Annotated in this window: 5 protein-coding genes, 1 tRNA gene and 6 pseudogenes; 1 reads left to right on the forward strand and 11 read right to left on the reverse strand. The window is 42.9% G+C overall.

The window, feature by feature from the left end; genetic code table 11:
- Positions 1–59: 59 nt before the first annotated feature.
- Positions 60–2,696 (forward strand): annotated as a pseudogene (locus TT11_RS13865) (penicillin-binding protein 1A).
- A 161-nt stretch (positions 2,697–2,857) separates the two neighbouring features.
- Here TT11_RS13865 and TT11_RS13870 read toward each other — a convergent pair.
- The 11 genes and pseudogenes from TT11_RS13870 to TT11_RS13915 form a co-directional block, all read right to left on the reverse strand.
- Positions 2,858–3,382, reverse strand: a complete 525-nt coding sequence (locus tag TT11_RS13870; protein ID WP_101204294.1) for a DUF6586 family protein — start codon at positions 3,380–3,382, stop codon at positions 2,858–2,860.
- Positions 3,383–3,549: 167 nt separating this feature from the next.
- Positions 3,550–7,766: pseudogene (rpoC, locus tag TT11_RS13875) on the reverse strand (DNA-directed RNA polymerase subunit beta').
- 151 nt (positions 7,767–7,917) lie between these two features.
- A pseudogene (gene rpoB, locus TT11_RS13880) lies at positions 7,918–12,037 on the reverse strand (DNA-directed RNA polymerase subunit beta).
- 763 nt (positions 12,038–12,800) lie between these two features.
- Positions 12,801–13,171: pseudogene (gene rplL / locus TT11_RS13885) on the reverse strand (50S ribosomal protein L7/L12).
- Between the two features lie 131 nt (positions 13,172–13,302).
- Positions 13,303–13,617, reverse strand: coding sequence for a 50S ribosomal protein L10 (rplJ, locus tag TT11_RS17460; RefSeq protein WP_370587197.1), 315 nt, complete (start codon positions 13,615–13,617; stop codon positions 13,303–13,305).
- A gap of 19 nt (positions 13,618–13,636) precedes the next feature.
- Complete coding sequence (rplJ, locus tag TT11_RS17465; RefSeq protein WP_370587196.1) at positions 13,637–13,831, reverse strand: 50S ribosomal protein L10; 195 nt, start codon at positions 13,829–13,831, stop codon at positions 13,637–13,639.
- A 457-nt stretch (positions 13,832–14,288) separates the two neighbouring features.
- Complete coding sequence (gene rplA / locus TT11_RS13895) at positions 14,289–14,990, reverse strand: 50S ribosomal protein L1 (RefSeq protein WP_057761725.1); 702 nt, start codon at positions 14,988–14,990, stop codon at positions 14,289–14,291.
- Complete coding sequence (rplK, locus tag TT11_RS13900; RefSeq protein WP_057761727.1) at positions 14,990–15,421, reverse strand: 50S ribosomal protein L11; 432 nt, start codon at positions 15,419–15,421, stop codon at positions 14,990–14,992. Before rplK ends, rplA begins: the two co-directional genes overlap by 1 nt.
- A 91-nt stretch (positions 15,422–15,512) precedes the next feature.
- Positions 15,513–16,044: pseudogene (gene nusG / locus TT11_RS13905) on the reverse strand (transcription termination/antitermination protein NusG).
- A 71-nt stretch (positions 16,045–16,115) separates the two neighbouring features.
- A pseudogene (gene secE, locus TT11_RS13910) lies at positions 16,116–16,602 on the reverse strand (preprotein translocase subunit SecE).
- 51 nt (positions 16,603–16,653) lie between these two features.
- Positions 16,654–16,729: transfer RNA gene (locus TT11_RS13915), tRNA-Trp, on the reverse strand.
- Between the last annotated feature and the right edge of the window lie 253 nt (positions 16,730–16,982).

A 16,982-nucleotide genomic window follows, 5' to 3' on the forward strand; every position in this document is an offset into this window, starting at 1 on the left:
TATTTTGTTCAATGTATAATAATATTGTCTGCTACAAATTCTAACTAATAAGTCTTATTATGGCCAAAACAAATGCTACCGCTCGTCTCATTCGCTTTTTGGTGGGACTCTTTATCGCTTGCCTAGCATTGGCAGTTATTCTAGCACTTGCTGTACCTATTGGTTTTTATGGGATGGCCATGTATCTATCGCCAACCCTACCTAGTACGCAAGAAATTAAAACAGCCAAATTAGAAATGCCATTACAGATTTATAGTAGTGATGATAAATTAATCGGCCAATACGGCAATCGTTTATCATTACCAGTTAGTTTTGACGAGATTCCTGAAGATTTAACTCATGCTTTTTTAGCGGCCGAAGATGCTTCTTTCTTTCAGCATAGCGGAATCAGTATTAAAGGTCTTGGTCGCGCTGTCACCGAAGCAGTCACTGATGACGATGGTCAAACCGGTGGCTCTACCATTACGATGCAGGTCGCTAAAAACTATTTCTTAAGTCCAGAACGTACTTTAAACCGCAAACTCACAGAGTTGTTTTTGGCGCGGAAAATCGAAGACGAGCTGAGTAAAAATGATATTTTGACGCTATATGTCAATAAAATCTATCTGGGCGAAGGTGCCTACGGCATTCGTGCTGCGGCCAAAAAAATACTATAGTAAGTCATTAGACAATTTAACCATTGCTGAAATGGCCATGTTAGCCGGCCTACCAAAAGCCCCTTCTAAGTATAATCCTGTTGCCAATCCTAGCCGTGCATTGACTCGTCGTAACTGGATCGTTGGACGCATGCATGAGCTTGGCTATATTACCAAAGCTCAGTATGATGAAGCGGTCAACTCTCCTATAGGTATCAACCTATATAAAGAAAAGCTCGAAGTAAATATGCCTTATTTGGCAGAAATGACGCGCGCTTCTTTAGTCGAACGTTATGGCGATCAAGTCATGCACGGTGGGTGGCGCGTACGTCTCACAGTAGATAGCAAAGCACAAACAGATGCAGAAGCAGCAGTAGTAACAGGATTGATTGCTACGAGCATCGCCATGGTTGGCGCGGGGCTGAAGCAAATGATGAGCCTCTCGAGAACTTTCAACGCTACAGCAATATGTCTCCTGCCAAAGTGACTAAAGTCAATTCTCGTAGTTTTGACGCAGTCCTACAATCTGGTGAAGAAGTGACCGTTAATTGGTCTGGTATGAAATGGGCACGTAAATATATTTCTGCTGACCGTATTGGTTATTATCCTAGTAATGCCAGTCAAGTTGTTAAGAAAAACGATATCGTTCGTGTGATACCTACTTCGAATGGCAACTGGCAACTAGGTCAAATACCTAAAATCCAAGGTAGCTTGGTCTCGTTGAATCCAGAGACTGGTGCTGTCAATGCATTGGTTGGTGGCTTTGATTTTAACCACAGTAAGTTCAACCGCGCTCTACAAGGCTGGCGTCAACCTGGCTCAACCATTAAACCGCTTGTTTATACCGCTGCTTTAGAAAAAGGTTATCGTCCAGATACCATAGTGTCTGACCGAGCTATTCAAGTAGGTGACTGGAAACCGAAAAACTCTGATGAACGTTTCTTAGGTGATATCACTTTACGTCGTGGTTTATATTTGTCTCGTAACCTTGTATCTATTCGCTTGTTACAAGCGATCGGTATCTCAAGTACGCGCAACCTATTAGATGAATTCGGTCTTGATAAAGAAAAGCTACCAACAACCTTGTCATTAGCACTTGGAGCAGGACAAGCCACACCGTTACAAATGGCCACGGCTTACTCAACTTTCGCGAATGGTGGTCATCGTGTCCAACCTTACTTTATTGAACAAATTTACAATTATAAGAACGAGCTGTTGTTTCAGGCAAATCCACGTCAAGCATGTGCACTATGCTTTAACGAAAAACTTGAAAAGGTTAATAGCAGCTTAGTTGAAGAGTATGAGAAGTCAATTGAAGCGCTTGATGATAGCAGTAATGAAATAACTCCCGATAATTCATCATCAGAAAGCAATGATGGTAACGAAACAACAGATAAAGAGCTTGATTTAACGGTATACAACGCAGGTCCACAATCAGACCGCCTAAAAGCGCCAGCCGTACAATATGTAAGGGCCAAACAAGCACCGCGCATACTGCAACCTAGAGTCGCTTTTGAGATGGCCGATATACTACGCGATGTAGTCCAACGCGGTACAGCGGTAAGAGCAAAGGCATTAGGACGCAATGATATCGGTGGCAAAACTGGTACCACCAATCAGGCAAAGGATGCATGGTTTGCAGGGTTCCACCCTACCAATGCAACAGTAGTATGGATGGGATTCGATCAACCATCTACTATGGGACGCCGTGAATACGGTGGTGTAGCAGCGCTGCCAGTATGGATGGACTTTATGAAAGCACAGCTGAAAGACACGCCAAGCCAATGGGTATCTATCAATAACCGCTCAAAATCCAGAAAACAACAACAAAGCATCATAGAGATGACTGATGATGGCATCCTAGTTGATGATGACGCCAAGAAATCAGCCAAGCCAGTCAAGACTCAAACCCAGCAGCGTAAGCCTTCGGTTCCAGAGCCTACTGAGGAGACGAGCACTCCACCATCAACGAAACCAAGTAGCAATCGTAGTGATGACAGCGTACCGGAAAATCCATTAACGGTGACACCCGTTGAAAGTATGCCACCGATGCCAGAGTAACAAACAAGACTATTTTTAGTTAATAAGAAAAAGGCTTATTCAGCAATGACTGAATAAGCCTTTTTTTATGCGCTGTAGACTATGGCCTACCCTACTTAATCATACTTTAAAATGGTTCAATAAATAGCGGTCAAAGAATAAATTTGCTAGTTTACTTCCTATTAGAATTCAACCATACCTGCACGCAGTTGTTCAATCAGCTCCAAAAGCTGATTACGCCATTCCCGTATCGTTGTTTCATCAGGTAGCCATTGGTTAGATAAAGTGACAACATTGACAATCAAGTCTGGCGACGCTGAATGACTGCTTGGCGCTTCATCGACGATAGTATCTGGCGGTACTGCATACAGACAACGCTGATAAGCACGTTCTATATTGGCGATAAAACCTTGCTGCTGTAATTGCTGCAAACGCTGAATCTCAGGAGATACTTGGGTACGCTCGCTCAGTGCTTGCTCAATATCGAGCAAAGTTGGCGCCGTCATATTTAGGCTATAGAAATGACCGAGCTCCTGAATAAATGCCAATAAAGCACCATGCAAGTGAAAAATAGCAGTCTCACAGTGTGCTTGGTATAACTGCTTATCATTGGTACTTCCTGCAGATTGGCAAGATAAACGACAGAAATATAACTTTTGATTGGTTCGATCTGCTTGATATTTGGCGACGCGAGTTTTACCTGCCATTTGCTAATTATCCTTCTATAAGTAGTGAATTAGAGCCTATTTCCAGTGTACTATTTTTTTAGATAATAGCACCATGCCTTTCTCAGTTTTTTTATACGCACAAAAAAGCCAGCAACTTAGGCTGGCTTTTTTATCAAATTAAGAATGAATCAAAATACTTAATGCGATTAATTATCTTGATTTAACTCTTGAGCAAATGCTTCATCAAAGCTTGCAAAGTCTTTGCTATCAGTGCTTGCAGTCATATCAAACGCTGCATTCAAATCTTTATCTTGTAGCTTCTGATCTGCTTTCTCTTTACGTGCTTTATGATAAGCAAGACCCGTACCTGCAGGAATCAAGCGACCCACAACCACGTTTTCTTTCAGACCACGTAGCTCATCCACTTTACCAGTCACAGCAGCCGCAGTTAGTACACGGGTTGTTTCCTGGAAAGAAGCCGCTGAAATAAAGCTTTCAGTTGCTAGACTTGCTTTGGTGATACCTAGTAATTGACGCTCAAACTGTACTGGGAATTTATCTTCCGCTTCTAGCTTCGCATTCAATGCTTTGATATCTGCATACTCGACCTGATCACCTTTGAAGTGACTTGAATCGCCGCCGTCAGTGATTTCAACTTTACGCAACATCTGACGAATGATAACTTCGATGTGCTTGTCGTTGATTTTTACACCCTGCAAGCGATAAACGTCCTGTACTTCGTTGACGATATAATCAGCAAGTGCAGTCTGACCTTTCAAACGTAAGATATCATGTGGGTTCTGTGGACCATCAGCGATCACTTCACCACGTGCTACCGTCTCGTTTTCGAAGACGTTGATTTGACGCCATTTCGGGATTAGCTCTTCATGTACTTCGCCATCTTCATTAGTAATAATGAAGCGGTTCTTACCTTTGGTCTCTTTACCAAAGCTTACCACACCAGTCATTTCTGCCATGATGGCGTGATCTTTTGGACGACGTGCTTCGAACAAGTCAGCAACACGTGGTAGACCACCGGTAATATCTTTCGTACCAGAAGACGCTTGTGGTACACGGCCTAGAATCGAACCTGCTGCTACTTTTTCACCATCGCTCACGCGGATGATAGTTTCAGCTGGTAAGAAGTAAACCACTTCTTTGCCTTCGTCAGTGTTCAAGATAATCGCAGGACGTAAGTCTTTTGCTGAGCTTGAACGGTCACGCGTGGCTAGAATCTCAAATGAGCTCATACCCGTTGCATCATCAACTTTTACTGTTGCAGTCATACCATCAGTGATGTCACTGAAGCGTGCTGTACCAGCAAATTCTGTGATGATTGGATGCGTATGCGGATCCCATTTAGCGATAGTTTGACCGCCTTCAACCTGCTCTTCGTCTTTCACAAGTACGCTTGAACCGTACGGTACTTTATAGCGCTCACGCTCACGGCCAAGCTCATCGGTCAATGCGATTTCAGCTGAACGCGATACGATGACTAAGTGACCATCGGTATGCTGTACTGTTTTCATGTTTTCAAAGTGCGCTTGACCAGCATTACGTACAGAGATGCTGTTGTCTACAGAGGCTGAACTCGCTGCCCCGCCCACGTGGAACGTACGCATGGTTAACTGAGTACCCGGCTCACCGATAGATTGAGCTGCCATAACACCGACTGATTCGCCGATATTCACTTTATGACCACGTGCAAGGTCACGACCATAACACTGTGAACATACGCCATGTTCGATATCACACGTAATTACTGAACGTACCCAGATATCATCGATTGCGTTGTTATCAAGGACGTTAACCCAGTACTCATCGATCAATGTACCAGCTGGAATCAATACTTTATCAGCATCATCATTGTAAGTAACGTCACGAGCAGTCACACGACCCAGTACTAGCTCACCGAGCTTCTCAATGATTTCACCACCTTGGATATGTGGTTTCATGAGTAGCCTTCTTCAGTACCACAATCATCGCTAGTGATAACCAAATCTTGTGCCACATCAACTAGACGACGAGTTAGGTAACCCGAGTTAGCCGTTTTCAGTGCCGTATCCGCTAGACCTTTACGTGCACCGTGAGTTGAGATGAAGTACTGTAGTACCGTCAAACCTTCACGGAAGTTAGCTTTAATCGGTGTCTCAATGATTGAGCCATCTGGTTTCGCCATCAAACCACGCATACCAGCCAACTGACGAATCTGTGCCGCACTACCACGAGCACCAGAATCTGACATGATAAAGATTGAGTTGAATGATTTCTGCTCGTCTTCTTCACCTTGTGCGTTGATAACTTTATCTGTTGCCAAGTTGTCCATCATCGCTTTAGCGACTTTGTCATTGGTACGTGACCAGATATCAACTACTTTGTTATAGCGCTCACCAGCAGTTACGAAACCTTGCTCGAATTGATCTTCGATTTCGCGAACTTCACCTTCTGCCACTTCGATGATTTGCTTCTTAAGTGGTGGAATGACCATGTCATCAATACCGATAGACACGCCAGATAGTGTTGCTTGAGCAAAACCAAGATACATCAATTGGTCAGCAAACATAACACTTTCTTTTACGCCAACTTTACGGTAGCAAGAGTTGATTAAACGAGAGATGTTTTTCTTCGTCATCTCTTGGTTACACTCATCAAACGTCATACCTTTAGGCATGATGTTCCAGATAAGTAGACGACCAGCAACCGTATCTTTGATACTGATTTCTTTGGTCTCGTTACCGTCTTCGTCAATTTGTGTCTCAGTAACACGCACTTTGATTTTGGCGTTTACATGTAGGTCGTTTGAACCAATTGCACGCAGTGCTTCATTAACGGTAGCAAAAATCATGCTCTCGCCTTTGGCATTGATCGACGAGCGACTGATGTAATATAGACCTAGTACAACATCCTGAGATGGTACGATGATCGGATCACCGTTCGCAGGTGACAAGATGTTGTTGGTAGACATCATCAAGGCACGTGATTCAAGCTGTGCTTCAAGCGTCAATGGCACGTGAACGGCCATTTGGTCACCATCGAAATCGGCGTTGAATGCAGTACAAACAAGCGGATGCAATTGGATGGCTTTACCTTCGATCAATACTGGCTCAAATGCCTGTAGACCCAAACGGTGAAGTGTTGGCGCACGGTTAAGAAGTACTGGATGCTCACGGATAACCATGGCCAGCATACCCCATACTTGTGGCTCTTCACGCTCTACCATCTTTTTAGCAGCTTTAATCGTAGTCGCTAAGCCATGAGATAATAGTTTGTTATAAGTAAATGGCTTGAACAATTCTAGTGCCATTTTCTTAGGTAGACCACACTGATGTAGACGTAGTGTTGGACCTACAACGATAACCGAACGACCAGAGTAATCGACACGCTTACCAAGTAAGTTCTGACGGAAACGACCTTGCTTACCTTTGATCATATCTGCCAAAGATTTCAATGGACGCTTGTTACTACCAGTGATGGCACGACCGCGACGACCGTTATCAAGCAACGCATCCACTGATTCTTGCAACATACGTTTTTCGTTACGTACAATGATATCAGGTGCGCTCAGCTCAAGCAGACGCTTAAGACGGTTGTTACGGTTGATCACACGGCGATATAGATCGTTTAGATCTGATGTCGCAAAACGACCACCTTCTAGCGGTACTAGAGGACGCAAATCTGGTGGTAGTACTGGCAAGATGTTCATTACCATCCACTCAGGCTTGTTATTAGAATCACGGAATGCTTCTAATAATTTGAGACGCTTAGACATCTTCTTAAGCTTAGTCTCAGAACCAGTTTGTGGAATCGCTTCACGTAGCTCATCAATTTCAAGATCGATATCGATGTCTTTTAGTAGGTCTTGAACGGCTTCAGCACCCATCTTGGCTGTGAATTCGTCACCAAACTCTTCAAGCGCTTTGTAATAATCTTCATCATCAAGCAACTGGTACTTTTCTAAGCTGGTTAGACCAGGCTCAGTAACAATGTAGCTTTCGAAATATAGAACGCGCTCGATATCACGTAGCGTCATGTCTAGCAATAGACCGATGCGGCTTGGTAATGATTTTAGGAACCAAATATGCGCAACTGGACTGGCTAGGTCGATATGACCCATGCGATCACGACGGACTTTAGCAGTCGTGACTTCAACGCCACATTTCTCACAGATAACGCCTTGGAACTTACGGCGTTTGTATTTACCACACAGACATTCAAAGTCTTTTACTGGACCAAAGATTTTGGCACAGAACAAACCATCACGCTCAGGCTTGAACGTACGATAGTTAATCGTTTCAGGCTTTTTAACTTCACCATGTGACCATGATTTGATCACGTCAGGTGACGCTAAAGTAATTTGAATGCTATCAAACTCTTGGTTACCGTTGCCGGTAGGGCTTTGCATGATATCGAGTAAATCTTTCAAGTTGCTTCTCCGTTATCTTTATAATCATCTGACAGCGTACCATTGACGCAGATAAGATGAATGAAGGCAATGAATAGGGTTGAGACAAATCACTAAAAGCAGCAGCAATAAAGCAGACTGCCTTTAGTGGACAACTAAGTTAAACAACGGGCTAGTTGCTTTGTTTTAACTCAATATTAATACCCAGTGATTTGATTTCTTTGGTCAGTACGTTAAACGACTCAGGCATGCCTGGATCCATATACTGCTCACCATCAACGATGTTTTTGTACATACGAGTACGGCCTTCAACGTCATCCGACTTCACCGTTAGCATTTCTTGCAACGTGTAAGTCGCGCCGTATGCTTCTAGTGCCCACACTTCCATCTCACCGAAGCGCTGACCACCAAACTGAGCTTTACCACCCAATGGCTGCTGCGTTACTAGAGAATAAGAACCTGTTGAACGCGCATGCATTTTGTCATCAACCAAATGGTTAAGCTTGAGCATGTACATATAGCCGACGGTTACTTTACGGTCAAACTTCTGACCTGTACGACCATCATATAACGTCTGCTGACCATCGCGATCCATACCAGCAAGCTCGAGCAAGTCTTTAACTTGGCTTTCTCTTGCGCCGTCAAATACTGCTGTGCCCATCGGTACACCGCCACGTAAGTTGTCTGCTAGCGCCATGATGTCGTCATCACTCAAACTATCAAGATCAACTTGCTCACCGCCTACTTGGTTATAGATTTTGTCCAAGAAGTCACGTAGCTCTTTGATTGCTGCTTGAGATTTGAGCATACCGTCAATCTTCTCGCCCAACCCTTTCGCTGCCATACCCAAATGCGTCTCTAGAACCTGACCGATGTTCATACGAGATGGTACACCAAGTGGGTTCAATACGATGTCAACGGTATTACCATTTTCATCATAAGGCATGTCTTCAACTGGCATGATGCGCGATACAACACCTTTGTTACCATGACGACCAGCCATCTTATCACCAGGCTGAATACGACGCTTAACCGCTAGATATACTTTAACGATTTTTTGTACGCCATGTTGCAAGTCATCACCAGCAGTCAATTTGCGTTTTTTCTCAGCAAACTTCACATCGATGTCTTTTTGCTTATCAACCAAGTAATCAGCGATTTGCGTTAGACGCTCAGAGATTTCTTCTTCTACTGGTTGGATATCAAGCAATGTCTCAAGGCTCATATCTTTCATATCAGCCAAGGCCATAACCGTACCAGCTTTTAGACCAGCACCGCCGCTGACTTTTTGGCCATCTAATAGATTACCAATACGACCACGTGCTGCTTCTTCAAAGATACGTAGCTCTTCTTTCAAATCTTTGCGATAGCTATCAAGCTGCGATTTTTCAATCGCTCTTGCGCGTGCGTCTTTTTCAACGCCATCACGGGTGAAGACCTGTACATCAATAACCGTACCTTTACTTGAAGTTGGTACGCGTAGTGAAGTGTCTTTCACGTCAGCCGCTTTTTCGCCAAAGATAGCCCGTAGTAGTTTCTCTTCTGGCGTTAGTTGCGTTTCACCTTTTGGCGTCACTTTACCAACCAAGATATCACCAGCGTCAACTTCAGCACCGATATAGACGATACCTGCTTCATCAAGACTTGATAATGCTGCTTCACCAACGTTTGGAATATCAGCAGTGATCTCTTCTGTACCTAGCTTGGTATCACGAGCCACACAAGTCAATTCTTGGATATGAATAGTAGTGAAACGATCTTCTTTAACTACTTTCTCAGATAACAAGATTGAATCTTCGAAGTTGTAACCATTCCACGGCATAAATGCGATGCGGATGTTCTGGCCTAGTGCTAGCTCACCAAGATCCGTTGATGGACCATCAGCCAAGATATCACCCAAAGCAATCTCGTCACCTTGGTTAACGATGATACGTTGGTTGATACAAGTGTTTTGGTTAGAGCGCGTGTATTTGATCAAGTTATAGATATCGATACCCGCTTCACCAGCAGTCATCTCGTCTTCGTTGACACGAACAACGATACGTGATGCATCAACATCTTCAATCACACCGCCACGCTTAGCGATAACACAAACACCAGAGTCACGAGCAACGTGACGCTCCATACCAGTACCTACTAACGGCTTATCAGCACGTAGCGTAGGAACAGCCTGACGCTGCATGTTCGAGCCCATCAAGGCACGGTTAGCATCATCATGCTCTAGGAATGGAATCAGACCTGCTGCAACCGATACTACCTGACTTGGCGATACATCCATATGCGTCACTTTTTCTGGCGGCATACGAACAAATTCACCATAGCTACGGACACTGACCATCTCGTCAGATAACGCGCCATCTTCAGTCATCGGAGAATCAGCCTGTGCAATAACAGTACCTACTTCTTCGATTGCTGATAGATATTCAATCACGTCAGTCACTTTACCATCAACCACACGGCGATATGGCGTTTCTAAGAAGCCAAAGCTGTTGGTTTTAGCAAATGTTGCTAGTGAGTTGATCAGACCAATGTTTGGACCTTCAGGAGTCTCAATTGGGCATACACGGCCATAATGGGTATCATGTACGTCACGTACTTCAAAGCCTGCACGTTCACGAGTTAGACCACCAGGTCCTAACGCTGATACACGGCGCTTATGAGTAACTTCAGACAACGGGTTGTTCTGATCCATAAACTGTGACAACTGGCTTGAACCAAAGAATTCTTTAACCGCAGCCGCTACTGGCTTAGAGTTAATCAAATCTTGTGGTGACAGGTTGTCTGATTCTGCTGAGCTTAAACGCTCTTTTACAGCACGCTCAACACGTACTAGACCAACACGGAATTGGTTTTCTGCCATCTCGCCTACTGAACGAATACGGCGGTTACCAAGATGGTCAATATCATCGACATCACCGCGACCATTACGAATCTCGATAAGCTCTTTTAGAACGTTAACGATATCATCGTTAGTCAATACGCTGCGTTCGCGCTGGATATCAGGATCATCAGTGTTGTCAAATTCTAAACCAAGACGGCGGTTGAACTTCATACGACCGACGTTTGATAAGTCATAACGATCTGCGTTGAAGAACATGCTCTCAAACAGTTTCTCAGCAGTTTCGACCGTTGGTGGCTCACCTGGACGCATTACTTTATAGATTTCGATCAATGCTTCTTCACGGCTTGATGTACTATCAGCACGTAGCGTATCGGCAATATAACTACCTTGGTCGATATCGTTCGTGAATAGAATGCTGAATTCTTTGATAGATTCACTGGCTTCAAACGCGCTCAATTTAACCAATAATTCATGGTCAATTGGCGTGTTTGCTTTAGCGATGATTTCGTCATTAACGACGATGTCTTCCGCTAAGATACGCTCATATAAATATTCATCAGGTACAGCAATCTTCGTCATACCTGCTTCTTCAAGCTGACGGATACGGCGTGCGTTAATGCGTTTGCCCTGCTCTACGATAACGTCACCTTCAGGTGATACGATATCGAACTGAGCCATTTCGCCACGTAGACGATCGGCAACTAAATCAATTTCAAACTGCTCTTCGCCTTTATAAACAGCAACTTTATCAAAGAATAAATCTAAGATTTCAGAAGTTGTTAGACCAAGTGCGCGTAGAATGATTGACGCAAGTAGTTTACGGCGACGGTCAATACGAGCAAATACTAAATCTTTTGCATCAAATTCAAAGTCTAACCATGAACCACGGTAAGGGATGATACGTGCGTTATAAAGCACTTTACCACTTGAGTGCGACTTACCTTTATCATGATCAAAGAACACACCAGGTGAACGATGTAGCTGAGATACGATAACACGCTCAGTACCATTGATAATGAAAGTACCGTTAGCCGTCATCAAAGGCATCTCGCCCATGTAAACGCTTTGCTCACGGATATCTTTGATCGCAGCTTTGCTATCTTTGTCTTTGCTGTCTTTGTCTTTGATGATCAAACGGATTTTGACACGCATTGGCGCAGCAAACGTTGAACCACGTAAGATACACTCACGCTCATCAAATTCAGGCGTGCCTAAATAGTACTCAACAAATTGTAGCTCTGCGTTACCAGAGTGACTCTCAATTGGGAAAATAGAGGAATACGCAGCTTGCAAACCAGTATTCTCACGAGCTTTCGGCTTTTTGTGCTCTTGCAAAAATTGCTCATAAGAATCTACTTGAATAGACAGTAAATAGGGAATGTCCATTACAGTGGGCAATTCAGCAAAACTTTTGCGAATACGCTTTTTTTTCAGTATAAGAATATGCCATCGAGAGTCCTTACAGTAAACGTGGAAACAAATTAAAAGCGTGGCCAGTATGCATAAATACGATGCAAACGTGGCGACGTAAACGATAATATAAAACGGGTCTTCGTGTTCAGTTCATGTCTTTTCTGTCAATTACTACTTTACTCTTCAGTGCTTACCTAGCACACTTCACTTAATCTCATCGTTGCTTGCTAAATTCATGGTAAGTGAATCAGTCTATATGACTGTTGCAACCAAAAAAATTCAATATTATATAATCTATAACACATTGCCTATCAGGCTTAATTTACAAATACATTGCTGGGAAATAATGTCTATTAAGATTGCATCCATACCACTTGCCATCTAGACTACTTATTACCGAACTATGTTCCCTACACATACAAGCTGTCTATGAGACTAAATATCGACAGTCATGCCATACCAAGTAGGCAACTTATGATCAACAGCTTTTTTTAAGAATACCGCTTTTTTCAGGATTAATAATCGGGGTAACTATAACTTTAAGAATCAGTATAAACTATAGTGTTGATAGGAAAGCATGCAGACACAAAAAAATGCCAAACATCTACAGACGTTTAGCTGATATTAACTGATTTTAAAAACTGGTATGTATACTTGCATGTATATCGTCTGTCCTTTTGATGGGTATCCACCGTGATGTTGCATACGTATGTTGGCAGACACAAAAGGTCAAGCTACGAATTATAATAAAAAGCTGGCAATGCAAGGCATTACCAGCTTTTTTTCGTACAGTGTTAAACTTATTTTAGTTCAACAGTTGCACCAGCTTCTTCAAGTTTCTTTTTCAACTCTTCAGCTTCAGCTTTAGATGCGCCTTCTTTGATTGGAGCTGGAGCGCTTTCAACCAAATCTTTCGCTTCTTTTAGGCCAAGACCAGTAGCTTCACGTACGGCTTTAATTACGCCAACTTCTTCTCGCCAAAGCTGGCAAGAACTACGTCAAACTCGTCTTTTTCTTCAGCAGCAGCAGCAGCAGGACCAGCAGCAGCAGGTGCAGCAGCAACAGCAGCTGTTACGCCGAATTTTTCTTCCATGTCGCTGATTAACTCAACGATATCCATTACTGACATTTCAGCGATTGCATTTAACACGTCATCTTTAGATAGTGCCATGAGACTCTCCGTTATCTGATAAAAATTAATTGATTCTAATATCGCCTTGATTGCTTGTCGACATTTCAAATAGGTGTGACAATAAAGTGCAACCAAAATTAGCGATGTTAAAGTTACGTTAAAACAAGCAATTAAGCAGCTTCTTTTGCGTCTTTGATTGCCGCTACAGTGCGAACGAACTTGCCAGGAACAGCGTTCATAGTCTGGACAAGCTTGGTCACTGGTGCATTCATAGTAGCCATCAAGATAGAGATTGCTTCGTCGCGAGTTGGTAGCTTCGATACGCGCTCTAGCTCTTCTGGACCATAAACTTCACCACCGACTGATACTAATTTGGTCTCTAAAGCTTTGTTATCTTTGCTGAAGTCGAAAACGACTCGAGCAGCAGATCCCAAATCTTCCATAGAGAAAGCCAAAAGTAGTGGACCAGTCATACGGTCTGACATGCTCTCAAACTTAGTGCCTTCAAAAGCGCGTTTTGCTAGTGTATTTTTTTACCACTTTTAAAACGACACCTTTATCACGAGCTTGTTCGCGCAGCTTAGTAAGCTGTGCAACACCAATACCGTGATATTCGGCAGCTACTGCTGAGTAAGCATTAGCAGCAACTTCAGACACTTCAGCCACAACTTGTTGTTTTTGTTCTAGCGTTAATGCCATAAGTTGACTCCTTTAATCTTATCAATCGACTTATAATAAAAGTGCCAAAAACAAGGTTTTTATGCGCTCAAACTGTAAGCTAAGACTGACTTGATACGACACATTACCAGCGGATTCAATTAATAAAAAAAGCATCTACTGGTAACGACTGATTACGGCACCGTTATCAGAATGACGTTGAGTAATAGTTTGAAGATTATAAATAATCTTATCGCCCTATTCGCTCGTGTCTTAAACTGTGTGGGCCACCGTCTGCGTAGGACAACTAAGATTTTCATCTGTCGTCGATTAACAAAAGTGACTTATTATCATAAGCAACTATCCGAAGATCGCTAACTATGACTCTAAACTACTCTCTACCTACGGTCTTAGACAGCGTAGCAAATACTACGCTGACCTAATTCTTTAAAAACTGTTTGTATTTATCACTCAAAATATTTGAAGATAAAAACTTTAATTATTTAGCAGTACGATAAGGAACAGCGTCGATCGTTAGACCTGGACCCATCGTGCTAGACAAGGTAATTTTCTTAATGAAAGTACCTTTAGAAGTAGCAGGCTTAGCACGCTTTAGATCAGAAAGAATCGCTTGCGCGTTTTGCTCGATTTGATCAGCAGTGAAACCAACTTGGCCGATAGTTGCATGGATGATACCAGCTTTATCAACACGGTACTGAGCCTGACCAGCTTTCGCATTAGTCACGGCTTCAGCAACGTTTGGCGTTACTGTACCAACTTTAGGGTTAGGCATTAGACCACGTGGGCCTAGGATAGTACCTAACTGACCAACAACACGCATAGCATCTGGAGCTGCGATAACAACATCAAAGTCCATGTTACCGGCTTTGATTTGCTCTGCTAGGTCTTCAAAACCAACGATGTCTGCACCAGCTTCTTTAGCGGCTTCAGCAGCAGCGCCTTGAGCGAATACAGCAACGCGTTTGGTTTTACCAGTACCCGCAGGTAGGTTGGTTGCACCACGAACTACTTGATCAGATTTACGTGGGTCAACGCCCAAGTTTACTGCGATATCGATAGACTCTTTGAATTTTAGCGCTGGCAAATCGTTTAGGATTTGAACCGCTTCTTCAATAGTGTACTGTTTTTCGTTATCAATACGGCTTTGAATTTCTTTTTGACGTTTGGTTAGCTTAGACATTATACACCCTCCACGGTAATACCCATTGAACGTGCAGTACCAGCGATGGTACGGACAGCAGCGTCAAGATCAGCTGCAGTTAAGTCTGCATTCTTAGTCTTAACGATGTCTTCTAGTTGTGCACGGTCAACTTTACCAACTTTAGCAGTGTTCGGTGTACCTGAACCTTTAGCAATACCAGCAGCCTTACGTAGTAAGTATGCAGCTGGTGGTGACTTCATGATGAAGGTAAAAGATTTGTCGCTGTATACTGTAATCTCAGTTGGGATCGGTAGACCTGGCTCTTGGCCTGAGGTCGCAGCGTTAAATTCTTTACAGAACGCCATGATGTTCACGCCTTTTTGACCCAAAGCTGGACCAATAGGTGGTGAAGGATTTGCTTTGCCTGCAGGCACTTGCAGTTTGATGTAACCATCAATCTTCTTAGCCATGATACTCTCCTAAATGGGTGATAGCGCCAAATCAACGTGGTATACAACTAGTTGACTAACAGCTCCCCGGTTGATGAATTTTTTTGCTAATTTAGTCTAGTTTTTCAACTTTACTAAATTCAAGCTCAACCTGTGTAGGTCGATTAAATACGTTTACCGTTAGATGCAGTTTAGACTTCTCATAATCCACTTTTTCTACCAACCCTTTAAAGTCAGTAAATGGACCATCGATAACCAACAACTCTTCGCCTGGCTCAAATAGAGTCTTAGGACGTGGGTCAGTTTCAGTCTGGTTCAAACGGTTTAAAATGCGATCAGCTTCTACTTGCGTAATCGGTGCAGGCATCTCAGGCGTACCACCGATGAAGCCCATAATACGAGGACAGTCTTTTACGATGTGCCAAGTATTATCGTTCATCTCCATTTGGATCAATACATATCCAGGAAAGAACTTGCGCTCACTCTTACGTTTTTTTGCCGTCTTTCATTTCGACGACTTCTTCAGTAGGAACCAATACATCACCGAATGACTCAGCGAAGTCACTACGATTAATACGATCAGTTAATGAACGTTGTACTTGTTTTTCATATCCTGAAAACGCTTGGACAATATACCAACGCATATCACGCTCCTGATCATTATAAATAAGTTGTTATGAGTAAATGTCTCGCTAATAGTCACTAATACGTGCTATTAACCGATAAAGATACCAACGAACCAATTAAAAAAAGTTATCCAACAACCAAATAAAGAAACCGGCAATCGCAATCACGACAATCACTTGCCATGTATATTGAAAGGTTTCGTCTTTACCTGGCCATGTCACTCGGCGAAGCTCAACGGCAGCATCTTTTAATAATATTTTAAAAGCACGGCCTTGATGCGTTAACGCCAAACAAACTAATGCAAATACAACAAGTGCGACAATAATACCAATACGTACCCAGACGTCGTTGGCAGGTTGCCAATAGCCCGGTAAATATTGATTTACTAGAGTCGCACCGATTAATACAGCTGCGGCAAGTAGCCACAAAATCAAATCTTTTATTGAGCCAGTCTTAGCCACTTCAACAGCAGTAGTACCACTAGCTGAAACATGCTTATTTTTAGACAGCATTCCACCAGCAACCGCCTTGGCATCAGATAACTTAGTCTCGAGGTTATCTTGATCATTGCTCATAAAGAACTCGCTTCGGAGATGGTGGGGTACAACAAAGATGTGATAAGAAGATGGCAGGCGATGTAGGACTCGAACCTACAACCCTCGGTTTTGGAGACCGATGCTCTACCAATTGAGCCAATCGCCTATGGGTGTAAAGGACAGCATTATACAATATTTAGCATAGAATGCAAGCCCTTGACGGTAAAATTATTAACTTTACCTGATTTTGCACTACTGCAATCTAAAATAACTGCTAGCGTTAAGTGCAGCGATAATATAACAAGCTATGCTGCAGATTACAATATGCTATCTAACAAATAATTGTCTCTGTCACACATACAGCCAATTCATTAATACACGCTAGGCATAATTCTACTTTTGAACGTGCTTCACTATTC

The sequence above is a fragment of the Psychrobacter sp. JCM 18901 genome, assembly GCF_000586435.1.
GTDB lineage: Bacteria > Pseudomonadota > Gammaproteobacteria > Pseudomonadales > Moraxellaceae > Psychrobacter.